This is a genomic window from Curtobacterium sp. MCPF17_031 (assembly GCF_003234035.1).
In the GTDB taxonomy this organism is placed as follows: domain Bacteria; phylum Actinomycetota; class Actinomycetes; order Actinomycetales; family Microbacteriaceae; genus Curtobacterium.
Window position 1 is genome coordinate 512,462 of record NZ_QKSG01000001.1, and the last position, 23,693, is coordinate 536,154.

General features: G+C 71.4%; 17 protein-coding genes. 12 read left to right on the forward strand and 5 right to left on the reverse strand.

Translation table 11 applies throughout. The features are described 5' to 3' along the window. The first annotated feature begins 142 nt into the window (after positions 1-142). The 5 genes from DEJ31_RS02420 (at position 143) to DEJ31_RS02440 (ending at position 8,463) form a co-directional block, all read left to right on the forward strand. A complete protein-coding gene (locus DEJ31_RS02420; protein WP_181433440.1) occupies positions 143-3,946 on the forward strand; it encodes a multifunctional oxoglutarate decarboxylase/oxoglutarate dehydrogenase thiamine pyrophosphate-binding subunit/dihydrolipoyllysine-residue succinyltransferase subunit in 3,804 nt (1,267 codons plus the stop codon). Between the two features lie 266 nt (positions 3,947-4,212). Continuing rightward, the gene (locus DEJ31_RS02425) at positions 4,213-5,616 is read left to right on the forward strand and encodes a sugar porter family MFS transporter (protein ID WP_111043905.1); all 1,404 of its coding nucleotides are present in this window, start codon (positions 4,213-4,215) and stop codon (positions 5,614-5,616) included. Next, positions 5,613-6,431 carry a DeoR/GlpR family DNA-binding transcription regulator gene (locus DEJ31_RS02430; RefSeq protein ID WP_220033163.1) on the forward strand — a complete coding sequence of 273 codons (819 nt, stop codon included), beginning with the start codon at positions 5,613-5,615 and terminating at the stop codon, positions 6,429-6,431. The genes DEJ31_RS02425 and DEJ31_RS02430 overlap by 4 nt, the downstream gene beginning before the upstream one ends. Positions 6,432-6,493: 62 nt before the next feature. Beyond that, the gene (locus DEJ31_RS02435) at positions 6,494-7,543 is read left to right on the forward strand and encodes an SIS domain-containing protein (RefSeq protein ID WP_111121111.1); all 1,050 of its coding nucleotides are present in this window, start codon (positions 6,494-6,496) and stop codon (positions 7,541-7,543) included. Next, positions 7,540-8,463, forward strand: a complete 924-nt coding sequence (locus DEJ31_RS02440; protein ID WP_110902082.1) for an ROK family protein — start codon at positions 7,540-7,542, stop codon at positions 8,461-8,463. The genes DEJ31_RS02435 and DEJ31_RS02440 overlap by 4 nt, the downstream gene beginning before the upstream one ends. A 55-nt stretch (positions 8,464-8,518) precedes the next feature. Here the strand turns inward: DEJ31_RS02440 and DEJ31_RS02445 are convergent, their stop codons facing one another. The 3 genes from DEJ31_RS02445 to DEJ31_RS02455 all read right to left on the reverse strand — a co-directional run bounded on the left by DEJ31_RS02445 (position 8,519) and on the right by DEJ31_RS02455 (position 10,080). Next, a complete protein-coding gene (locus DEJ31_RS02445) occupies positions 8,519-8,956 on the reverse strand; it encodes a GNAT family N-acetyltransferase (RefSeq protein ID WP_110902081.1) in 438 nt (145 codons plus the stop codon). Between the two features lie 69 nt (positions 8,957-9,025). Continuing rightward, a complete protein-coding gene (locus tag DEJ31_RS02450) occupies positions 9,026-9,268 on the reverse strand; it encodes a zf-HC2 domain-containing protein (protein ID WP_110902080.1) in 243 nt (80 codons plus the stop codon). Continuing rightward, positions 9,265-10,080 (reverse strand): sigma-70 family RNA polymerase sigma factor, encoded by an 816-nt coding sequence (locus DEJ31_RS02455; RefSeq protein WP_111043836.1) that lies wholly within the window; start codon positions 10,078-10,080, stop codon positions 9,265-9,267. Before DEJ31_RS02455 ends, DEJ31_RS02450 begins: the two co-directional genes overlap by 4 nt. A gap of 152 nt (positions 10,081-10,232) precedes the next feature. On the opposite strand from DEJ31_RS02455, the gene aroA reads away from it, so the two are divergent. The 4 genes from aroA to DEJ31_RS02475 are packed head-to-tail and all read left to right on the forward strand — an operon-like array spanning position 10,233 to position 14,654. After that, entirely contained in the window at positions 10,233-11,600 is a 1,368-nt protein-coding gene (gene aroA / locus DEJ31_RS02460) for a 3-phosphoshikimate 1-carboxyvinyltransferase (protein ID WP_111121112.1), read from the forward strand. Then, positions 11,597-12,652 (forward strand): ribosome small subunit-dependent GTPase A, encoded by a 1,056-nt coding sequence (rsgA, locus tag DEJ31_RS02465; RefSeq protein WP_111043838.1) that lies wholly within the window; start codon positions 11,597-11,599, stop codon positions 12,650-12,652. Before aroA ends, rsgA begins: the two co-directional genes overlap by 4 nt. A gap of 54 nt (positions 12,653-12,706) precedes the next feature. Further along, complete coding sequence (locus DEJ31_RS02470) at positions 12,707-13,849, forward strand: hypothetical protein (RefSeq protein ID WP_146243084.1); 1,143 nt, start codon at positions 12,707-12,709, stop codon at positions 13,847-13,849. Between the two features lie 19 nt (positions 13,850-13,868). After that, the gene (locus DEJ31_RS02475) at positions 13,869-14,654 is read left to right on the forward strand and encodes an inositol monophosphatase family protein (RefSeq protein WP_111121114.1); all 786 of its coding nucleotides are present in this window, start codon (positions 13,869-13,871) and stop codon (positions 14,652-14,654) included. Positions 14,655-14,675: 21 nt separating this feature from the next. On the opposite strand, the gene DEJ31_RS02480 is transcribed toward DEJ31_RS02475, so the two are convergent. Next, positions 14,676-16,241, reverse strand: a complete 1,566-nt coding sequence (locus DEJ31_RS02480) for an MFS transporter (protein WP_110902074.1) — start codon at positions 16,239-16,241, stop codon at positions 14,676-14,678. Positions 16,242-16,743: 502 nt separating this feature from the next. Between DEJ31_RS02480 and DEJ31_RS02485 the strand changes: the two genes are divergently transcribed. Beyond that, positions 16,744-19,443 carry a LuxR family transcriptional regulator gene (locus tag DEJ31_RS02485; protein WP_111121115.1) on the forward strand — a complete coding sequence of 900 codons (2,700 nt, stop codon included), beginning with the start codon at positions 16,744-16,746 and terminating at the stop codon, positions 19,441-19,443. Between the two features lie 99 nt (positions 19,444-19,542). Here DEJ31_RS02485 and DEJ31_RS02490 read toward each other — a convergent pair whose 3' ends face one another. After that, positions 19,543-20,847, reverse strand: coding sequence for a glycosyltransferase family 2 protein (locus DEJ31_RS02490; protein ID WP_111121116.1), 1,305 nt, complete (start codon positions 20,845-20,847; stop codon positions 19,543-19,545). A 388-nt stretch (positions 20,848-21,235) separates the two neighbouring features. Between DEJ31_RS02490 and DEJ31_RS02495 the strand changes: the two genes are divergently transcribed. Together DEJ31_RS02495 and DEJ31_RS02500 are read left to right on the forward strand one after the other, a co-directional pair. Continuing rightward, positions 21,236-22,648 carry a nucleotide sugar dehydrogenase gene (locus DEJ31_RS02495; protein ID WP_110902071.1) on the forward strand — a complete coding sequence of 471 codons (1,413 nt, stop codon included), beginning with the start codon at positions 21,236-21,238 and terminating at the stop codon, positions 22,646-22,648. Positions 22,649-22,659: 11 nt separating this feature from the next. Beyond that, the gene (locus tag DEJ31_RS02500; protein WP_111121117.1) at positions 22,660-23,691 is read left to right on the forward strand and encodes an NAD-dependent epimerase/dehydratase family protein; all 1,032 of its coding nucleotides are present in this window, start codon (positions 22,660-22,662) and stop codon (positions 23,689-23,691) included. Positions 23,692-23,693 lie beyond the last annotated feature (2 nt).

A 23,693-nucleotide genomic window follows, 5' to 3' on the forward strand; every position in this document is an offset into this window, starting at 1 on the left:
CGGACCGGGTCTGGAGGCTCGACTCACCCGCCGTCTCCCACCTCACGGCCACGGATGAGCGGCTAGGGTTGACGGCGTGCGGGACAGGGTTGCCCTGCACGACACACACGAGCATCAATCGACGGAGAGTGGGCGATCGGCTGTGTCGAGCCATCTGACCGGAACTGACGAGACCGCGGGCGAATTCGGCGCGAACGAGTGGCTGGTGGACGAGCTCTACGAGCAGTTCGTCGCCGACAAGAGCAGCGTCGACGAGTCCTGGTGGCCGGTCCTCGAGAGCTACCACCGCACCCAGCTCAGCAGCACCGCCTCCACCACCTCGACCGACTCGACCGCCGCGACCGACTCGACCGCCGAAGCCCCCGCGCAGGCCGCTGCCGCCGCGGACGCCCCCGCCGAGCAGCCCGCCGCCGTCGCCGGGCCGTCCAGCACACAGCAGCCCGCGACCGGTGAGGCGAAGACCCCGCTCCAGGCCCGGACCACCTCGCGCCAGCCGACGCCGCCCCCCATCCCGGCCGAGGCGAACGACTCCGCCGACGAGCACGAGGAGACCCACGAGGACGTCGCCACCCCGCTGCGCGGCATGGCGAAGACCCTGGCGTCGAACATGGACGCCTCGCTGACCGTCCCGACCGCGACCAGCGTCCGGACGATCCCGGCGAAGCTGATGATCGACAACCGGATCGTCATCAACAACCACCTGCGCCGGGCCCGCGGCGGCAAGATCTCCTTCACGCACCTGATCGGCTGGGCCATGGTCCAGACGCTCAAGGAGTTCCCGAGCCAGAACGTCTCCTACGAGGAGCGCGACGGCAAGCCGTTCCTCGTCACCCCCGCGCACGTCAACCTCGGCATCGCGATCGACGTCCCGAAGAAGGACGGCACGCGCTCCCTGCTCGTCCCGAGCATCAAGCGGGCCGAGACCCTGACGTTCGGGCAGTTCCTCTCCGTCTACGAGGACGTCGTCAAGCGCGCCCGGGACAACAAGCTCACCCCGTCGGACTTCCAGGGCACGACGATCTCCCTGACGAACCCCGGCGGCATCGGCACCGAGCACTCCGTCCCGCGCCTGACCAAGGGCCAGGGCTGCATCGTCGGCGCCGGAGCGCTCGAGTACCCGGCGCAGTTCCAGGGCTCGGCACCGAAGACGCTGGTCGAGCTCGGCGTCGGCAAGACCATCACGCTGACCAGCACGTACGACCACCGCGTCATCCAGGGCGCCGGCTCCGGCGAGTTCCTCAAGAAGGTGCACGAGCGGCTGATCGGTCAGCACGGCTTCTACGACGACATCTTCGCCGCGCTCCGGATCCCGTACAAGCCGATCCAGTGGGCGAACGACATCAACGTCGACCTGGCGCACCGGGTGAACAAGACCGCACGCGTGCAGGAGCTCATCAACAGCTACCGCGTCCGCGGGCACCTGATGGCCGACATCGACCCGCTCGAGTACCGGCAGCGCACGCACCCCGACCTCGAGATCGAGAGCCACGGGCTGACCTTCTGGGACCTCGACCGGGAGTTCGTCACGGGCGGGCTCGCCGGCACGACGACCGCCCCCCTGCGCGACGTCCTCGGGATCCTCCGCGACGCCTACTGCCGCACCGTCGGCATCGAGTACATGCACATCCAGGACCCGGAGCAGCGCCGCTGGGTGCAGGAGCGCATCGAGGTGCCCTACTCGAAGCCGTCGAAGGACGAGCAGTTGCGTGTCCTCGGCAAGCTCAACGAGGCCGAGGCGTTCGAGACCTTCCTGCAGACCAAGTACGTCGGCCAGAAGCGCTTCTCGCTCGAGGGCGGCGAGTCGACCATCGCCTTCCTCGACACCCTGATCCAGAACGCCGCCGGCGCCGGCCTCGACGAGGTCGCGATCGGGATGGCGCACCGCGGCCGCCTCAACGTCCTGACGAACATCGCCGGCAAGACGTACGGCCAGATCTTCCGTGAGTTCGAGGGCACCCAGCTGCCCGGCACCGTCTCCGGGCAGGGCTCGGGTGACGTCAAGTACCACGTGGGCACCGAGGGCGTGTTCCGCGCGTCCGACGGCACGGCCATCCCGGTGACGATCGCGGCGAACCCGTCCCACCTGGAGGCCGTCGACGGCGTGCTCGAGGGCATCGTCCGGGCCAAGCAGGACCGGAAGCCAGCGGGGACGTTCGGCACGCTGCCGGTGCTCGTGCACGGCGACGCGGCCATGGCCGGACAGGGCGTGGTCGTCGAGACGCTGCAGATGTCGCAGCTGCGCGGCTACCGCACCGGCGGCACCGTGCACCTGGTCATCAACAACCAGGTCGGCTTCACCACCCCGCCCGAGTCCGCCCGCACGTCCGTCTACTCGACGGACGTGGCGAAGACCATCCAGGCACCGGTCTTCCACGTGAACGGCGACGACCCGGAGGCCGTGTCCCGCGTCGCCGACCTGGCGTTCGCGTACCGCGAGGAGTTCCACCGCGACGTGGTGATCGACCTGGTCTGCTACCGCCGCCGCGGCCACAACGAGGGCGACGACCCCTCGATGACGCAGCCGCTGATGTACAACCTCATCGAGGCGAAGCGCTCCGTCCGCACGCTGTACACCGAGGCCCTCGTCGGCCGCGGCGACATCACGCAGCAGGAGTACGACGACGCGCACCGCGACTTCCAGGACCGCCTCGAGCGTGCGTTCGCCGAGACGCACGAGGCACAGACCGGAACCATGCCGATGGTCTCGGTCGACGACTCCGGTGCCGTGAACGGTCTCGAGCGTCCGACCTCGCAGCGTGACGACTCCGAACTCGAGGTGCGCGAGACGGCGATCTCGCAGGAGCTCGTCGAACTCATCGGCGATGCGCACGGCAACCCGCCGTCGGGCTTCTCGATCCACCCGAAGCTGCAGCAGCTGCTCACGAAGCGCCGCGAGATGACGCGTGCCGGCGGCGTCGACTGGGCGATGGCCGAACTCATGGCGATCGGTTCGGTCCTGGTCGAGGGCAAGCCCGTGCGGTTCGCCGGACAGGACGCCCGCCGCGGCACGTTCGTGCAGCGTCAGGCGGTCTTCCACGACCGCACGAACGGTCAGGAGTGGCTGCCGCTCGCCAACCTGACCGAGGATCAGGCACGCTTCTTCATCTACGACTCGCTCCTCAGCGAGTACGCGGCGATGGCGTTCGAGTACGGGTACTCGGTCGAGCGCCCAGAGGCCCTGGTGCTGTGGGAGGCGCAGTTCGGCGACTTCGCGAACGGTGCCCAGACCGTGATCGACGAGTTCATCTCCTCGGCGGAGCAGAAGTGGGGCGAGCGCTCCGGCCTGGTGCTGCTGCTCCCCCACGGCTACGAGGGTCAGGGACCGGACCACTCCTCCGGCCGCATCGAGCGCTACCTGCAGCTCTGCGCGCAGGACAACATGGTGGTGGCTCGCCCGTCGACCCCGGCGTCGTACTTCCACCTGCTCCGCCGACAGGCGTGGGCGAAGCCGCAGAAGCCGCTCGTGGTGTTCTCCCCGAAGGCGATGCTCCGCCTGCGCCAGGCGACGAGCGCCGTCGCCGACTTCACGTCCGGCTCGTTCCAGGAGGTGCTGGACGACGACCGCCTGCAGTCGCACGGCATCGACCGTCGTTCGGTGCGCCGCGTCGTCCTGCACTCGGGCAAGATCCACCACGACCTGCGCGCCGAGGCCGAGAAGCGCGGCACGACCGACGTCGCACTCGTCCGACTCGAGCAGCTCGCCCCGCTGCCGCTCGACCGGATCCTCGAGGTGCTCGCGAGCTACCCGGAGGCCGAGGTCGTCTTCGCGCAGGAGGAGCCCGAGAACCAGGGCGCCTGGCCGTTCGTGTGCATGAACCTCTCGCCGCACCTCGACGGTCGGCCGCTGTCCGTCTCGTCCCGTTCCGCGAGCGCGGCCCCGGCCACCGGTTCGTCGAAGCGCAGTGCGCAGGAGGCCGCCGACGTCATCGACCGCGCGCTGCGGTAGCCCTTCGCACACCCGCACGTACAACGCGCCCCGTTCCGACGGGGCGCGTTGTTCGTTGTCGGGGCGGGTCGGAGCGCAGGACAGGCGGATGCTACGGGGATCCCGTTTCGGGCGGGTGTCCAGATCGTGCACGATAACGCGCACGCTTTTGCTCTTGTCTGCACGATTTCGTGCAGCAACACTGACTGGTGCACCGCCGCTTCCACCGGAAGCGTCCCATCTCTCCCAGTGACGTGAACGAGCAAGGACGACGACAGATGACATCGATGACCCGAGTGCCTCCCACTCGCGACCGGATGACGGGGTACGTGTACATCGCGATCGCCGTCAGCACCCTGGGCGGACTCCTCTTCGGCTACGACATCGGTGTCTCCGGTGGCGCGGGCGGCTTCGTCGCAGGCGACTTCCACCTCGGCAGCTTCCTCGAAGGCGCGGTCGTCAGCGGATCGACACTCGGTGGGGCCATCGGCGCGCTGGCCGGCGGCCCGCTCGCCGACCGGTTCGGGCGCCGGTGGACGCTCCTGCTCTCCGGGGTCCTCTTCAGCCTGGGGGCGTTGGTCTCCGCGGTCGCTCCGGACCTGTCGGTCCTGATGGCCGGGCGGATCGTCGTCGGTGTGGGTGTCGGCGCGGCCTCGGTCCTGGTGCCCGTGTACATCGCCGAGCTCGCACCGGCCCGTCTCCGCGGAGCGCTCGTGGCAGGCTTCCAGCTGCTCACCACCCTCGGGATCCTGGTCGGCTACGGCATCAACGCTGCCCTGGCATCGACGGAGGCATGGCGATGGTCGCTCGGTCTGGCCTCGGTGCCCGGCGTCCTGCTCGCGTTCGGCGTCCTGCTCATCCCGGAGTCTCCGCGGTGGCTCATCGTCCAGGGGCGCCGGGAAGCGGCACTGCAGGTCCTCCGACGCATCCGTGGACGCGATGACGTGTCACACGAGGTGGCGGAGATCGAGGCGGTCGACAACGAGGACGAGTCGGCCCAGCGCGGCCGCTGGCGTGACCTGTTCCGCGGATGGGTCCGCCCGATGGTCGTCATCGGCATCCTGGTGGCCTTCTTCGCGAACGGCTGCGGGATCAACCTCATCGTCTACTTCGCCCCGCAGATCCTGCAGTCCATCGGGATGGGCGCGTCGGCGTCACTCCTCGCCACCGTGGGTCTCGGCGTGGTCAACGTCGTCTTCACCGGCGTCGGGATGGCACTCGTGGACCGTGTCGGCCGCCGACCCATGCTGCTGATCGGATCGATCGGCATGACCGGGTCGCTCGGTGCCCTCGCCGTGCTGCTCGCCCTCCCCGCGAGCGGCAGCACCGCAGCACTCTCCCTCGTCTGCCTGGCGGTCTACATCGTCGTGTACGCCGTCAGCCCAGGCCTCGTCGCCTACGTGGTGATCTCCGAGATCTTCCCGCTGCACGTCCGTGCCAAGGCGACGGCAGCCGCCACGTTCGTGATCTTCGTCACGAACCTGCTCATCGGACTGTTCTCGCTGCCACTGCTCGACTCCATCGGCGCACCGGCGACGATGTCGATCTTCGCCGTGATCTGCCTGGTGTTCGTCGGCTTCTGCTTCCGCATGCCGGAGACGAAGGGGCGGACGCTCGAAGAGCTCGAGGAGCACTTCCGCGCGGGTTCCGTCCGGACCGGCGCCGATGACGAGAGCCACGTCAGAGCATGACTACGATCGAAGCACCTGCACACCACTCCTGGGGGTCGCCGATGCCGCAGACGCCGGCCGAGCGCCGTCAGGCGATCCTCGACCGGGTGCGCGACAGCGGGTACGTCAGAGCGGTCGACCTGACGTCAGCGCTGCACGTGGACTCGTCGACGATCCGTCGCGACATGGAACGCCTGGAACGGGCTGGCCTCATCCGGCGGTTGCACGGCGGCGCGCTCCCCGCGGACCCGGCCGACACGATCGACACGCCCTACGAGGTACGGCGTTCGCAGCACCTCGCTGAGAAGACCGCGATCGGTGTGACCGCGGCGGGCCTCGTGCGTGACGGTCAGTCCGTCCTGATCGACAACGGCTCCACGGCTTTCCAGGTCGCTGCAGCGCTCGGCGACCACCGGGACCTGACGGTCGTCACGAACGACCTGATGGTCGCGATGTGCCTGCGGAGCCAGGGAGTCCACCAGGTGCACGTCACCGGCGGGCTGCTGCTCGACACGGTGTTCACCCTGGTCGGCCCCGTGGCGACACAAGCGGTCGAGGGCCTGCACGTGGACTGGGCGTTCCTGGGTGCCGAAGGCGTCGATCCCGACGCGGGCATCACGAACATCAACGTCGTCGAGCTCCCCCTGAAACGCGCGATGATCGCCGCCGCGCGGAACATCGCGGTCGTCGCGGACAGCTCGAAACTCGGCCGGCGCTCGCTCGCGACCGTGTGCGCACTCGACGACGTGGATGCCGTGATCACCGATGACGGCATCCCGGTCGAGGACCGCGCCGCGTACGGCGACGTGCTCCGCTGCGTCCCGGTCCCCCGCTGACGCAGCGACCTCGCGGCACACCGCACCACCTCACCCATCTCAGAGACAACGAGGGAACCACCATGTCCAACGGCCCCGCCGAGACCTCCTCCTACATCGACGACATCCTGGAGCAGCCCGCGGCGCTCCACCGGCAGGCGGACGCTCCGCTGCCCGAGGCACTCCGCGACGTCGACCTCCGCGACCACGACCGGATCATCCTGACCGGGATGGGGTCGTCCGACTACGCCGCCGTCCCGATCGAACGTGCGCTCGCTTCCGCCGGCCTGCCGGTCGTCCGGATCGACGCCGGTCAACTCCTGGACGTCCCCCAGCGCGTCACGAACCGGACGCTGGTGTGGGCGACGTCCCAGTCAGGGCGGAGCGGCGAGGTCGCCGCCCTCGCGGACGTGCTCACCGGGTCCAGCAAGCCAGCGCTGACCATCGCCACGACCGACGACACGTCGAGTCCGCTCGCCGCGATGGCCGACATCGTGCTCGAACTGCACAGCGGCCCGGAAGCCACCGTCAGCACGAAGAGCTACCTCAACACCCTCGCAGCACAGCACCGCGCCCTCGCACGCATGACCGGCGGATCGGTCGACGACGTCGACGCGGACGTCCGCAGGATCGCCGACGAGGTCTCGGCCCTGTTGACCGAGTGGCCGAACGCCGACACGTTCGCACAGCAGGCCTGGGAGGCACCTCGCGCTCGCTTCGCCTACATCGGCATCGGGGACGACGCGGCGACGGCACTCACCGGCGCCCTCATCACGAAGGAGTCGAGCAAGGTCCCGGTGGAGGGCTTCGTCGGCGGCGCCTTCCGCCACGGCCCGTACGAACTGGCCGGCCCGGGGCTGACCGCGGTGCTGTTCGGCCAGGGTGCGGAGGCAGACCCCTTCCTGCCCGGGCTCGCCGGAGACCTCGTCCGCTCCGGTGCCACCGTCCTGACCGTCGGGCCTCGGGCGTACCCCGGGACCGAGCTGCTCGCCACCCCGGACCGGGACAGCGCGCTCGCCCGACTCACCGTCGGGTCGGTCCGCACCCAGCTGCTCACCCTCGCATTCGCGAAGGCCACCGGTGAGGTCGCCGGGCGCTTCCGCTTCGGCCAGAAAGTGACGGCCGCCCTGTGAACGTCCCGCGCCCCTGCCGTGTCGGGGTCGACCTGGGTGGTACCGGATCCCGCGCCATCGGCGTGGTCGACCGCGAGATCGTCAAGGCGCTCGACGTCCCCACCGCAGAGCTCGGTGCCGGGACAGAGGCGGAACGCGTCGATCGACTGGCTCGACTCATCGAGGACGTGGTGCCCGCGGGCGCAGAACTCACCGCGGTCGGGATCGGGGCAAGCGGACCCGTCGACGTCGTCACTGGCGTGGTCCACAACGGAGCGACGTTGCCCTGGTTCTCCGGTTTCCCCCTCGTCGCACGGCTCGAAGCCCGTCTGCGCGTGCCCGTCGGCATCGACAACGACGCAGTCGCCGCGGCGTTCGGTGAACGCGGCGGCGGTGCCGGGGAGCAGTCCGACCGGCTCCTCATGGTGACGCTCGGCACCGGCGTCGGTGTCGCCATGCTCGTCGACGGGCGCCCGGTCCGCGGCGCGGACGGCGCTCACCCGGAGGGCGGCCACATCCCGATCAGCAGTGCCCCTGAGCGCTGCTACTGCGGCCTCACCGGTTGCTTCGAGCAGGCTGCCTCGCGCACCACGTTGCAGCGCCGCCTCAGCGAGGCGATGCGCGGCAAGCCCATCGAGCGAGGGTTGATCGGCGAAGCGATGACGCGAGCACAGGACGACGACCGGGTGCGTGCGGTGTTCCACGAGTACGCGGTTTCCGTCGGGCGCGGGCTCGCGGCGCTGCACACGCTCTGGCAACCGCGGGTCACGGTGCTCGGAGGCAGCGCAGCGGTCTGTCTGCCGCTCATCCGCGATGACGTCCTCACGGCACTCGACCGGTCCGAGGACTACCGGGTGGACGTCGACCTGCGCGCGGCCACTCTCGGCGACAACGCCGGTGCCATCGGCGCGGCGCTCGCGATCGCGCCCGGCTCGGCGTAGACCGGCGGCGGGCAACGCGCTCTCGCGGAAGGTGCGCGTCGTCTGCGTGCCGGCGCTACCCGATCTTCGTGTAGCGCACGCCGGCCTCGTGGTACCCGCGGCGCTGGTAGAAGCGGTGCGCGTTGTCGGTCGCAGCGGCACTGACGGCAGACAGCCGCCGCGCGCCCTGCTCGGCCGCCCACGTCTCGAACGTGCCGAGGAGTGCGGAACCGGTGCCGTGCCTCCTGAACGTGGGATCGACGACCAGCAGCAGGAGCTGCGCGGTCGGCTCGTCACCGGCGTAGGTCCACGTGACCTGCGCGCCAGCGACCGCGATCGGACGACCGTCGTCGCCACGGACCACCCAGGTTCGGTGGCCGGCCTCGGCGGTGAGCCGGTCGAGACGGGCCTGCATCGCGGCGGGCTCGACCCGGTGGCCGAGCAGGCGCAGCAGATCGGTCACCGCGGCGACGTCGGGTTCGGTCCAGGTGCTGATCGGCTCGGCGTCGGTCATGTCCGCACCCTACCCGTTCACGCCGCCGTCACCGCGGGCGTGACGACCCCGGCCGCGCTGGACCGGGCGTCAGTGGGCCGACTGCACCGCGCGGAGCCGGGCGAGGACCTCGTCGCGGAGTTGCTCCGGAGCGGTCTCGCGGCAGGCGCGCTTGACGGTCTCCATGAGCACCACGCCGACGCGGTGTTCCGTGAGGCAGTCCTCGCAGCCGTCCATGTGCTCGCGGATGTCCGCAGCGTCTTCGTGTCGCAGCTCGTCGTGGAGGAACTCCTCGAGTTCCGCCTTCGCCTTCGAGCAGTCACACCCGCTCATCGTGCGTCCTTCCGGGTCGTGCGGGTGCCGGCCGTCGTGGCCGCCCGCGTGCCTGCACCTCGGCCTCGTCCGCGCATCGTCGCCGTCGACGCTGCGTCCGGGACGACACCGGTCTCACGTGCGTGGTCGGCCAGCAGTCCGCGGAGCAGCCGGCGGCCACGGTGGAGGCGGCTCATGACCGTCCCCACGGGGGTCTTCATGATGTCGGCGATCTCCTGGTAGGAGAACCCTTCGACGTCGGCGAAGTAGACGGCCATCCGGAAGTCCTCCGGGATGGCCTGCAGCGCGTCCTTCACGGCGGAGGACGGCAGGTGGTCGATGGCGTCGGCCTCGGCGGAGCGCGCCGAGATCGACTGGGTCACGCTCTCCGCGCCGCCCAGCTGCCAGTCCTCGAGCTCGTCGATCGTGCCTTGGTACGGGTTCCGCTGGTTCTTGCGGTACGTGTTGATGAACGTGTTCGTCAGGATCCGGTAGAGCCACGCCTTGAGGTTCGTGCCCTGGCGGAACTGTCGGAAGGCGGCGAACGCCTTCACGAAGGTCTCCTGCACGAGGTCGGAGGCGTCGGCCGGGTTGCGCGTCATCCGCATCGCCGCACCGTAGAGCTGGTCCATGAACGGCAGCGCCTGGTCCTCGAACAGACGACGCAGCTCGTGCTCGGACACGGTCTTCGCGTCGACGGGCTCGGGCGCTGCGTCGACGGTCCCTGCGTCCGAGCCGAGTCCGGCGAGGTCTTCGTCCTCGACGGCGTCGAGCTGCGCCTCGGTCTCGTCGACCAGGTCGTCCGGTGCGTGCTGCGGTTCGTCGGTCGTCATCGCCCGCCAGTCTAGGCGGACGGTGGTGTCCGGGCCATGTGGCTCGGCGAGCGTCGTGACGACCCGAGGCAGCAGTGCTGTGTCGGCCGTTCGTGACGGTGCGAGTGCGATCACCGTGCTCCTCCCGATGGGTTCAGTAGTCTTGTGAACCGATGGCAGCCACGACGCATTCCCACCCCTGGACCGCCCCGGTCGCGCGCGGCCCGCTGGCCGGCGACGTCGCTCTGCCCGGCTCGAAGTCGCTGACGAACCGGGAGCTCGTCCTCGCCGCCCTGGCCGACGGCCCGTCGACGATCCACCTGCCGCTGCACTCGCGGGACTCGTCGCTGATGACGACCGCGCTCGGGCAGCTCGGCGTCGGGATCGACGAGGTCCGCCCCGCGGCCGGCGACCCGGAGAACCCGTACGGTCCCGACCTGCGGGTCACGCCCGGACCGATGCACGGCGACGTCCGGGTGGACTGCGGTCTCGCGGGCACCGTGATGCGCTTCCTGCCGCCGCTCGCCGCCCTGGCCGAGGGACCGGTCACGATCGACGGCGACCCCTACGCCCGGAAGCGTCCGATGGCCGCGGTGGTCCAGGCCCTGGTCGACCTCGGGGTGCAGGTCACCGACGACGGCGGCGGCGCGATGCCCTTCACCTTCGTCGGCACCGGCGCGGTCCGGGGCGGCGCGCTCGACATCGACGCGTCGGCGTCGTCCCAGTTCGTCTCCGGGCTGCTGCTCTCCGCGCCGCGTTTCACCGAGGGACTGCACCTCCGGCACACCGGCGAGCGACTGCCGAGCCTGCCGCACATCGCCATGACGGTCGAGGTCCTCCGCGCCCGCGGCGTGCAGGTCGACGAGCCGTCGGTCGGGGAGTGGGTCGTGCACCCCGGGTCGATCGCAGCGCGTGACGTCACGATCGAACCGGACCTCTCGAACGCGGCCCCCTTCGCCGTCGCCGCCCTCGTCGCCGGAGGCACGGTCCGGATCCGGACCTGGCCGACCGAGACGACGCAGGTCGGTGCCGACCTCGAGACGCTCCTGCCGCTGTGGGGCGCGACCGTGACGCGGGACGGTGACGACCTGGTGTTCGACGGCGGCGTCGGGATCCGGGGTGGGGCCTCCGTACCGGGCGTCGATCTGGACCTGACCCGCGGCGGCGAACTGGCCCCCGCGCTGGTCGCGCTCGCGGCCCTGGCCGACGGACCGAGCGAGGTCTCGGGCATCGGCCACCTGCGGGGCCACGAGACGGACCGGCTGGCCGCGCTCGCGGCGGACGTCAACGGTCTCGGAGGCGCGGTGACGGAACGACCGGAGGGCCTGCGGATCGAGCCGGCACGGCTCCACGGCGGCGACTGGGCCGCGTACGAGGACCACCGCATGGCCACCGCCGGAGCCGTCGTCGGCCTGGTGACTGCGGACGTGGCCGTCGACGACATCGGCTCGACCGCGAAGACGCTGCCGCAGTTCCCCGAGCTGTGGGCCGACCTGCTGGCGACGAGCACCGCGCGGACGAGCGAAGGGGATCCGGCATGAGCTGGTGGGACGAGACCGACGGCGGCACCGACGAGGACGAGCCGTACGGCCAGTACGACGAGTCCAGCGTCCGTGTCCGCCCGAACCCGAAGGGCAACCGGCCGCGCACCAAGACCCGACCCTCGTACGACGACGCCCCGACCGGCTGGGTGACGAACGTCGACCGCGGTCGGTTCGGCGTCCTGGTGACCGGCGAGGACGGCGAGCACGTCGTCACCGCGACGAAGGCACGCGAGCTGGGTCGGAAGTCCGTCGTGACCGGTGACCACGTCTCGCTCGCGGGCGACGTCTCGGGTGACGAGGGCTCCCTGGCCCGCATCGTCCGGGTGGCCGAGCGCACCTCGCTGCTCCGACGCAGCGCCGACGACTCGGACGAGGTCGAGCGCGTCATCGTCGCGAACGCCGACCAGATGCTCATCGTCGTCGCCGCGGCCGACCCGGAGCCCCGGACCCGGCTCATCGACCGGTACCTGGTGGCGGCGTTCGACGCGGGGCTCGACCCGATCCTCTGCATCACGAAGACCGATCTCGCCGACCCGACGTCGTTCCTGGCGCACTTCGCCTGCCTCGACCTGCGCATCGTGACGAGCCGCGCGGACGACGTGCCGTTCGAGGCGTTGCACGAGCTGCTCGACGGCAAGGTCACCGTCACCGTCGGGCACTCCGGCGTCGGCAAGTCGACGCTCGTGAACGCCCTGACCGGGTCGACGCGGGCGATCGGCGTCGTGAACTCCGTCACCGGTCGTGGGCGGCACACGTCGTCGTCCTCGATCGCGCTGCGGGTGCGGGACGGCGGCTGGATCATCGACACCCCGGGCGTCCGGTCGTTCGGCCTGGGGCACGTGCAGCCGGAGAACGTGTTCCGCGCGTTCGCCTCGCATGCGGTGACCGTGCAGGACGCCCCCGACGGCATCCCGCTCGACCAGGCGCACGACTGGGAGATCGTCGACCGGGTACAGAGCGGCGAACTCGGGACGACCGGCGTCGAGCGCCTCGACTCGTTCCGGGCCCTGCTGACGGGCATGGGCGCCGAGGACCCGGGCACGGCGTAGAGCCCGCGCCGCCCCCCTCGACTTCGCGTCGAGGGGGGCGTAGTCTCGCTCCTCGTGTCCGAAGTTGCAAAGTACAACTACGCGTCCCCGAACGCGTCGTCCTCCCCCATCGCTCCCACCGTGCACGGCCATGCGGCCCCACGCCCACCGCACCGCTCCCCCGGCGTGCTGCGCCCGCAGGGCCTCGGGCAGGTGCTGCGCTCGTTCGGCTCGCACATCCTCGTCCCGCTCTTCCTCGCGGTCGGGATGACCCTGGCCTACCTGGGTGCCTTCCACGCCCCCACCCCGCACGACCTCCCGGTCGGGATCGTCGGCACCACCCCGAGCACGCAGGTCTTCGCGCAGACGGTGACCGACCAGTCCGACGGTGCCCTCGTCGCGCACGTCGTCGACGCCAGCCGGGCCGCCGAGCAGCAGGTCCGGGACCGGGAGCTCGCCGCGGTCTACGCCCCGAGCGACGCCGACGCGACGCTCTACGTCTCGACCGCCGCCAGCGAGACCACGGCCTCGGCTGCGGAGGAGGTGTTCGTGCCGATCGCGTTCGAGCAACACCTGCCGTTCCACGTCGTCGACGTCGTCCCGACCGGTGCCGAGGACACCACCGGTCAGGGCCTGTTCTTCCTGCTGGTCGGCCTGAGCGTCGGCGGGTACTCGTCAGCGATCGCCGTCGCCGCCTTCGCCACGCGCCTGCGCCCGGTGTGGACCGCCGTCGTCGGACTCGTCACCGCGGGGGTCGTCGCGGGCATCGGCATCGTCGTCGCCGGCCCGGTGTACGGCGTGCTGACCACCCACCAGTGGCAGGTGTTCCTGTTCGCCTGGCTGTACGACGCGGTCATCATCGCGCTCGGCGTCGGCCTGCACCCGCTCATCGGCCGGTGGACCACCCCGGTGCTGACGATGCTGTTCGTGATGCTCAACTTCACGTCCTCGGGCGGGATCTTCCAGCCGGCGTTCCAGCCCGGGTTCTTCGCGGGCCTCAACACCTTCTGGAGCGGCGCGGCCTGGCTGCAGGCCGCACAGGACCTGCAGTACTTCCCCGGCGCCTCGCTCGGTCGGAGCGGCCTGGTCCTGGGACTCTGGCTCGTCACCGCCGTGCTGCTCTGCGTCCTCGTCCACGGGCTCGTCGCCCGCCGGAGCCGGATCGGCCGCGAGCGTGCGGTCACCCGGCTGGAGGAGGAAGAGGTCGTCGCGGCCTGACCGCCGCTACGCTCGGGTCGTGGACCTCAGCGCCGACCTGGACTTCGCCCGTTCCCTCGCCGACACCGCCGACGCGATCAGCCTGGACCGCTTCCGCGCCGCGGACCTGCACGTCACCGAGAAGGCCGACCACACCGCGGTCACCGACGCCGACCAGGCCGTCGAACGGGTGCTGCGCGATCGACTCGCCGCGGAGCGACCGGACGACGCGTTCCTCGGCGAGGAGACCACGGCGGACAGCGGTGCCGAGGCCGTCAGTGCGGGTCATCGCCAATGGGTGGTCGACCCGATCGACGGCACCGCGAACTACCTGCGGGGTGTGCCGGTGTGGGCGACCCTGATCGCACTGGCGGTGGACGGACGTCCGGTCCTCGGCGTGGTGAGCGCCCCGGCGCTCGGCAGGCGCTGGTGGGCCGCCGAGGGTCTCGGCGCGCACTCGCTCGAGGGGCCGCTGCAGGTGTCGGGTGTCCGCACACTCGAGGACGCCAGCCTCAGCTACAACTCCCTGCAGCAGTGGGACGACGACGACCGGCTCGACTCCCTCGTGGCGCTGTCCCGGAAGGTCTGGCGCACCCGGGCCTACGGCGACATGTGGTCGTACATGATGGTCGCCGAGGGGGTACTCGACGTCGCGGGCGAGCCGGACCTCAAGCCGTGGGACATGGCGGCCCTCGTGCCCATCGTGGAGGAGGCCGGCGGGCGCTTCACCTCGCTCGACGGCGACCCGGGGCCGTGGCACGGCAGCGCCCTGGCCTCGAACGGCCTGGTCCACGACGCGGTCGTCGAGGTCGTCCGCCGCGACTGACGGACGGGAGGCCCGACCCGCTCAGTCCTGTCGGCGCGGCTCCGCGACGCGCCCGGCCGACCCCGTCCCGTCGTCCGCCCGCTCGTCGGAGGCGGGGCGGGCCTCCCCGCCGTCCCGCCGCGCCGCACGACGGCGGACCAGCAGGTCGGCGACCGCCAGCACGAGCGCCAGCGCGATGAGCGACACCGTGAAGGTCGTGCCACTGCGGAACGCGTCGTGGTACGCCTCGAGCCGGCCGCCGGACCCCGACCCGGCGGACTCGCTCCGGACGATCCCGTAGAAGATGCTCGTCGCCACCGCGGTGCCGATCGCCGTCCCGACGCGCTGCCCGAGCTGCTGCATCGAGCCGGCGACGCCGGACTGCTCGACCGGGACCTCGGCGAGCGTCAGGGTCTGGTTCGGCGAGACGACGAATCCGCCTCCGAGGCCGCCGACCAGGAACGCCCCGGCCATCGCCCACGGCGTGACCTCCGGCGGGGTGAGGACCGCGGCGAGCATGAGCAGCACGAAGCCGACGACGACGGCCCCGAGCCCGGCGACGACGAGTGCCCGACCGATGCGGTTCACGAGCCGGCCGCCGACGTAGGAGCCGACGGCGCTCGTGATCGCGAACGGGATGCTCACCATGCCGGCGAACACCGGGGCGAGCCCGAGACCCTCCTGCAGGTACAGCGTCACCATGAGGAACGACGCGGGCAGGGCCGCGAAGTAGACGGCGACGATCGCCAGGCCGTTCCGGTAGGACGAACGGCGGAACAGCTCGAAGTGGACGACCGGCGACTTCCCCCGGCGTTTGTACCCCTGTTCCCACAGCACGAACCCGACCAGGAAGACCGCGAAGACCACCAGCCAGAGCCACCGGGCGGCGGATCCACCGCCGCCGGACGTGGTCACGAACGGCAGCATCAACGCGATGATCGCGACTCCGAGCAGCAGGATCCCGACGATGTCGAGCTCGCGGTCCGCTGCCTTCCCTTGCGACCCGCGCGGGAGCAGCCGCCAGGCGAAGACCAGCGCGACGAGGCCGAGCGGCACGTTCATCCAGAACAGCAGCCGCCATCCGTCCTGCTCGCCGCCGAGCGCGATGAGCCCGCCGCCGATGGTCGGGCCGAGCGCTGTGGACACCCCGATGACCGCGCCGAACAGGCCGAAGGCCCGGCCGCGCTCCTCGCCGCGGAACAGCTGCTGGACCAGGCCGATCACCTGCGGCATCTGCGTCCCGGCGGCGAAGCCCTGCAGGATCCGGGTGACCGTGAGCACCTCGATCGTCGGTGCGAGCGCACAGAGCAGACTGGAGACGGTGAAGGCGACGAGCCCGATGACGAACAGCCGGCGTCGGTTGGTCAGGTCACCCAGACGTCCCGCCGGCACCAGGGCCAGCCCGAACGCGAGCGCGTACCCGGCGACGATGAGCTGCAGTGCTGAACTCGTGGCGTGCAGGGACTCCTCGATGGAGGGCAGCCCCACGTTGACCTTCGACAGGTCCAGGATCGTCAGCGCCGCCACCGCGACGCACACCCCGAACGCCCTCCATCGTTGCCGGTCCGATGTCCGGTCGCTCGTCTGTTCGCCCGTTCGGTCACTCATCGACCCGTTCGTACCCGGGACGTGCTCCGGGCAGACCCACGGTTCTGTACCCCGACCCGTATCACGGCGTCCGGACGGGGGTCCGCGGGTCCCCCCGGACTGGGGGCACGCGGATCGAGACCTTTCCCTGACGGACCGCTCAGCACGACCGATGAGGGGTTACCGTTCTCACGACGGAAGTCCAGGTGGGTGCAACGGGATCCCTAGTCCCAGCGTGCACCGGACCACCGTCATTCGTCCGAAGACCCTAACCCGAGGGGTGATCAAGACGATGACATCATCGTTCCCGAGCGGAACCGAGCCCACCCAGGCTCGTCATCCGCGATCTGTCCACACGTCGACCCTGCCAGCGAAACGGGTCACCCACCCGTCGTCCGCCGGCACCACCCACCGCGGAGCCACCCACTCCGCTGCGGGCTCCCACGTCGCCGGCTTCCCCGCCGGCGCGTCTCGCTCCCCCGTGCCCGTCACTGGCCCTGGCGCCGGAGGCCGGTGAGTCCTGATGGAACTCACCGGTCGACGCACTGAGGTCGACCGGATCACGACCCTCGCCGTACTCCCTCGGGAGTCCGCGCTGGTCGTCGTCGGCGATCCCGGCTCCGGACGCACGAGCGTCCTCGACGCGGCCAGCAGCCGCGTCTCCCTCCCCGTCGTCCGCATCGGCGTGAACGGCAGCGAATCCCGCTGGCCGCTCGGTGGTGTGACGACGCTCTTCAGCGCACTCGACGACCCTCGGGCCGCCGCACACGTCACCCGGATCCTCGGCACCGTGCGCGACGCGGACCCCGCACAGGTCATCGTCGTGGCGCACGAACTCCTCGACACGCTGCGCACTCTCCAGATGGCGCCGACCCTGGTCCTCATCGACGACCTCGACCGGATGGACGAGGCGAGCCAGACCCTCATCGCGTTCCTCGCCGGTCGACTCGTCGGCACGTCCCTGCGTGTCGTCGCCACGGTGACCAGCGTGCTGCCCGACAGCCCGCTCGCGGCCCTGCCGGCGCTGCGCCTGGAGGCCCTGCACCCGGACGAGGCGCTGCTGCTCGCCCGTGAGATGGCCGCCGACGACGCGAACGACGGCGTGCTGGCGGTCATCGCGGAGCAGACCGCCGGCAACCCCGGCGTGCTCCGCGAACAGCTCGGCATGCTTCGCCGTGAGCAGCTGCTCGGCGCGGAGCCCCTCGTGCTGCCGCTGCGCCCGACGCCGACCACGGACCGCGTCGCAGCGCCCGTGTTCGCGGCGGTCGCAGGACGCGATCTGGACGTCCTGGCCCGCCTCGCCCTGGTGCCGGTCACGAAGGCCGCCGGTCCGGAGTGGGACCGCGACGTCGTCGAGGACCTCGCGTCCGTCGGCCTCGTCACGGTCCGCGGTCAGTCGATCTCGGTCCGTTCCCCGCTCGTGCGTTCCTTCCTGCACTGGCGGATGACGGCCCGCGACCGTCGGGCAGCCCACGCCGAGCTCGCCGTGTCCGCCGCGACCCACGATCCGCGTTCGGCGTCGTGGCACCAGAGCTTCACGGACGACGTCCCGGACGCCGTCGCCCTGCTGCACGCCGCCCTGGCGTACGCGGCAGACGGCGACTCCGGTGCCGCCGTGATGCTCACCGAGCGCGCCCTGCACGTCGGCGCCCGTTCCGAGAGCGAGCACCTGGCGCTCCTCGCGGTCGCCGAGGTCCTGCTCGCACACCGGCTCCTCGGCTACGCGGCCCGGTACCTCGCCGCGATCGCTCCGTTCCGGTCCCGCCTCGACGACGTGCGCCGCCTCCGGCTGCACTACTCGGTGCAGTACCTCAACGGCGAAGCCGTGGAGGCCGACGAGCTCCTCCTCCCCGCCGACGCGAGCGACGCCGACGAGGCGGAGGCCGTCACGGGGCTCCTGGCCTTGGTCGCCAGCTTCCGGGCCGAGGCCTGGGAACTGGAGCACGCCCGTGACCTGCTGCACCGCGCGGAACCGTTCGAGTCGGCACTGCCTGCCGGAACGGAGCAGATCCTGCAGGCCGCTCGGCAGATGGTCGCCGCGGTCGACGGGCACCTGCCACCGGACCGGGACCTGCACGACGGACTCGCGATGACCAGCCTGCTGGCCCTCTCCGACCCGGCACTGCTCCTCCTCGCCCATGCGCTCAGCCTGTCCGAGCGGTACCGCAGCGCCCGCCGCGTGTTCGCGCTGGTCCTCGCCCGCTCCTCGCACACCGCACCGGTGTGGGTCGAGGCCTCCCGGTACCTGACCGCCGAGAACGAGGTGCGCTCGGGCAACTTCCGGCTCGCCCTCCGTGCGATCGACGCCTGGGAGACCGGGTCGAGCGTCGTCGAGCGACTGCGGGAGCCCTCGCGGGCGATCGCGATCGCCTGGCGGCACTTCCTCGAGGGACGCCCGATGGCGAGCCTCGAGGTGCTCGACCGGTGCCTGGCGCTCCGCTCGACGAGCGGGCTCTGGGGCGCGACGGCGAAGCTGCACGCGTTCCGCGGTCGGGTCCTGCTGTTCGAGGGCCGCGCGGAAGAGGCCGCCGTGGCACTCGAGACCGCCGACGCGATCGGACGGACCGTCCGGAACCCGACGGTGCTCCGGCACCTCGGGGACCTGATCGAGTCCTACGTCCGGCTCGGACGGACCGACGACGCGCGGACCATGACGGCCCGGCTCGCCGCCGACCACCGGGCACACCCGTCGCGTTGGGGCGCCCTCGTCCTGGCCCGGAGCCTGGCGCTCGTCAGCGACGACACCACCCGGGACGCCGCACGCCACCGTGCGCTCGAGTTGTTCGAGCCCACGGATTCGCAGTTCGAACGAGCCAGGACCCTCGCGGCACTCGCCTCGACGGGCACCGGTCCGGACCGTGCGCGACTCGGTGCCGCATCGGCGGCGGCGTACGAGGCAGCGGGGCTCCGTCGTCCGCTCGTCACGCCGCAGGGCGTCGCCGCGATGCCGCCGGCGGTCGGCTCGTCCGCGCTCCGGCAGTCGCAGTACGACTCGACGCCGTCACCGACGACGCCGCGGAGCGCGCCGGACGGCACGCCGGTGCTGACCCTGCTCACGGCCGAGGAGCAGGCCGTGGTCCAGAAGGTCACGGAGGGCTACCGGAACCGCGAGATCGCCTCGTCCCTGTACATGTCGCAGCGGACGGTCGAGCTCCGGCTCACCCAGATCTACCGGAAGGTGGGGGCGCGCTCACGCTCACACCTGGTGGCGCTGCTGGGGTAGCCGCGACGGCACACAGGACGGGAGGCCCGGTACCAGCTGGTACCGGGCCTCCCGTCCGTCATGGTGCCGACTGGGTCGCCGGGTCCGGTCGTCGTACGGTCAGACGGTCGCCGCGCGGCGCGTCGGGCTGTGCCACACGCCGCTCGAGCCACCGCGGAACGCGAGGACGAGTGCGCGCAGGCACAGGTACGAGTCGAGCACCCGGAGGAGCGGGAACGTCAGCCCGTACAGGACGTACACGCCCCGACGTGACACCACCGCGACGACGATCGTGAGCAGGTAGTCGGGCAGCAGCACGCCGATCACGATCCCGGTGACCGGGTCGACGGCGAGCACCGCGTCCGGGAAGCCGGCGCCCATCCCGAGGGCCACCAGGATCGCGGCGGTCCCGGCGAGCGCCACCGCGGGCAGCAGCAGGAGCATCATCAGGCTCGACGTCAGGAGCTCGAGGACGAACAGTCCGGTGGCGAGCCCGAAGCGGCGGAGGCCGAACCGGTGGCGCCGGAGGGTCTGCCAGAAGCCGAGGTTCCAGCGACGGACCTGCTTGGCGTAGTCACGGAGGGTGTCGGGGTCCTGCGTGTAGGCGACGGCGGCGCCGGGGCGGAAGGCGACACGACCGAGGTCCTTCGCGTGCACCTCGAACGTCATGTTGAAGTCCTCGATGGCCAGCCCCTCGGCCGTGATGTCGATGTCGCGGAGGATCCGGGTGCGGTACATCGAGGCGAAGCCGGGGACGATGGCGACGACGTTCGCGGCGGGGGCGGCCTGGCCGAACTTCTGCAGGTACTGGACGGCGACGTAGACGCGTTCGCGGTAGGCGACGAGCAGGCGACCGAAGACGGTGGGGGCTCGGGGCTCCAGGATGGTGGTGGCACGTCCGGCGACGGCGACGACGTCGGGTGCGGAGAACTCGGGAAGTCCGGTGCTGAAGTAGTCGGTGGACAGGTGTGTGTCCGCGTCGAGCAGCATCATCACCTCGAATCGTTCGGGGATCGCGAACTGCTCGATGGCGGCGGCGATCGCCCCGGCCTTGCCGCGGTTCGGCTGCAGGTCGTACACCTGCGCGCCGGCGGCACGGGCGATCTCGACGGTGCGGTCCGAGGACCCGTCGGAGACGACGAGGATCTGCTCGGGCGGCAGGTGTTCGGCGGCGGAGCGGATGGTCCGTTCGATGACGAGTTCCTCGTTGTGCGCGGCGACGAGGACGGCGACGTCCGCGGTCGTCGGTGGGCGGTAGCCGCGCGGGACAGGTGCCGGCATGCCGCGGCGGCGGGCGCGGCGACCGCGGCCGTCGGCGCCGATGCGGTGGAGGCGGGCGGTGACCACGCGGGTCGCGCCGACCGTGGTCCAGAGGATCGTGTTGACGCCGAGGACGAGCACGAGGGCGACGACGAACGTGAGCATGGGGCGACGCTAAGCCGCGCGGAGTGGGCCGCGCACCGCATTCCCGCAGCCGTGGCCGCATGCGGTTGCGGGAGTCCGCATGCGGTGCCGCAGTCGCCGCCACGGTGCTGCGGAGCACCGCAAGACCGGTCCGGGGGCGTTGCCGGAGGGGCGCTCGACCCGTGATGGTGGCAACGCACCGACCGCCGGCCCCGTCATCGGGGCAGGACCGCGTACCCGAGATCGGTACCCGACCGGCCGCACCCGGACCGCCGTCGTCCGTCCCCGCCTGATCCGGGGACGGACGACGGCCCGGACGAGGCCCACCTGATCCCGCGGTCCACCCGGCGGCGGTCGGTGCCTGCCGGGACGACCCTCCCGGTTGTGTCCCGATCCGAGGGGAACCCGCATGTCCATCGCACCATCGCCGTCCGACGCCCTGTCGGTCCGCACGTCGCCGGTCGCTCCGGCGACGTCGGCCGTCCCGACGTCCCCGGACGTCCCCGCTTCCCTGCACCGCATCGTGCCGGGCACCGACGGCACCACCGCCGCCGGCGGTACCCGTGGTTTCGAGTTCGACGTGGCGATCGTGGGCCTCGGCTACGTCGGGCTGCCGACCGCCCTGGCGTACCACCACTCGGGCACCTCGGTGATCGGCGTGGACGTGTCGCAGCGTCGCCTGGAGACGATCCGGTCCCGCGGCGCCGACCTGCTCGAGGACGACCGGGTGCGTCTGGAGTCGGCGTTCCTGGCGGACGACTTCGTCCTCACCGACGACCCCTCGATGCTGGCACGTGCCGCGGCCGTGATCGTGTGCGTGCCGACGCCCGTCGACGAGTACCTGGTGCCGGACCTCACGATCCTCCGCGGCGCCGCGGCGACGGTCGTCGAGCACGCCGTCCCCGGGCAGCTCCTCATGCTGACGAGCACCACCTACGTCGGGTGCACCGACGACCTGCTCGTGCAACCCCTCACCGAGCGCGGGCTGCTGCCGGGCAAGGACGTGTTCGTCGCGTTCAGCCCGGAGCGCATCGACCCGGGCAACGCCTCGGTCGCGCACGAGGACGTCCCCCGCGTCCTCGGCGCCGCGACGCCGGAGTGTGCGGAGATCGCGGACGAGATGCTCGGCCGCTACGCCCGGGTGCACCGCGTGCCCTCGCTCGCCGCGGCGGAGATGACGAAGCTCCTCGAGAACACGTTCCGCGCCGTGAACATCGCGTTGGCGAACGAGTTCTCGGACATCTGCCGCACGATGGGCATCGACGTGGCGGACGTCGTCGACGCCGCGGCGACGAAGCCGTACGGGTTCATGGCGTTCATGCCGGGTCCGGGTGTCGGCGGACACTGCATCCCGTGCGACCCGCACTACCTGCTCTGGCAGCTCAAGGCGGACCGGCAGGCCGCGCCGATGATCACCCAGGCGATGGCCGAGATCGCGGCTCGTCCGGGTCGGGTCGTCGACCGCGCCCGTGAGGTCCTCTCGGACGCCGGCCGTGGTCTCCGCGGCGCGCGGGTGCTCGTCGTCGGCATCGCGTACAAGCGCGACGTCGCCGACCTCCGCGAGTCCCCCGCGCTCGAGATCCTCGAGGGCCTGATCGCCGCCGGTGCCGACGTCGGGTTCGCCGACCACCGCTTCGACTCCGTCCGCCTGCACGACGGCACCGTCCTCGACGACGTCGTCGACGAGGCCGCCTTCGGCGCGGACGTCGTGCTCCTGCACACCCGGCACAGTGACGCCGACCTGTCCTGGATCACCGGCGAGCAGCTCGTGATCGACACCACCTACCGGGCTGCGGACCTCACCGGCCGCATCCTCCTCTGAAAGGGAAGGCCATGAAGTCCATCGTCACCGGAGGCGCCGGGTTCATCGGCAGCCACCTCGTCGAACGCCTGCTCACCGACGGCGACGACGTCGTCGTGCTCGACGACTTCTCCACCGGTCGTGCTGACAACCTGGCCGCCGTGGCCGGACACGACCGGCTGCGCGTCGTCGAGGGCAGCATCCTCGACCGTGCGCTCGTCACCGAACTGGTCGCCGGGTCGGACCGGGTGTTCCACCTGGCCGCCGCGGTCGGCGTGAAGCTCATCGTGGACCACCCGCTGCAGGGGCTCCGCACGAACATCCACGGCAGCGAGAACGTCCTGGACGCCTGTGTCGCCGCCGGCGCCAAGCTGCTCCTCGTCTCGACGAGCGAGATCTACGGCAAGAACACCGCCGACGCGCTGCACGAGACCGCCGACCGCGTCCTCGGTTCGCCGCTCGTGGCCCGCTGGACGTACGCCGCGGCGAAGGGCATCGACGAGGCCTTCGCGCACGCCTACTTCAAGGAGTACGGCCTGCGCGTCGCCATCGCCCGTCCGTTCAACACGGTCGGCCCACGCCAGACCGGCCGCTACGGCATGGTCGTCCCGAACCTGGTGGGCCAGGCCGTCCGCGGCGAACCGCTGACCGTCTACGGCGACGGCGTCCAGTCGCGCTGCTTCTCCTTCGTCGGCGACGTGGTCCCCGCGATGGTCGCGCTCATCGAGCACGAGGAGGCCTACGGCGAGGCGTTCAACCTCGGCGGCGAGCGCGAGATCAGCATCGCCGAACTCGCGGAGCTCGTCATCGACATCACGGGCTCGGACAGCCGGATCACCTACGTCCCCTACGACGAGGCGTACGGCGAGGGCTACGAGGACATGCGTCGTCGTGTCCCGGACAACACCCGCGCGAAGGCCGCCGTCGGGTTCGCCCCGGTGACCCCTCTGGAGGCCGTGGTCCGGTTGGTCGCCGAGGACGTCCGGAGCCGGACGGCCGACTCCTCCGCCGACGCCGACGCCGCCGCGGCCGGCGCGCCGGCGGGTGCGACGGCGGTGGTCTGAAC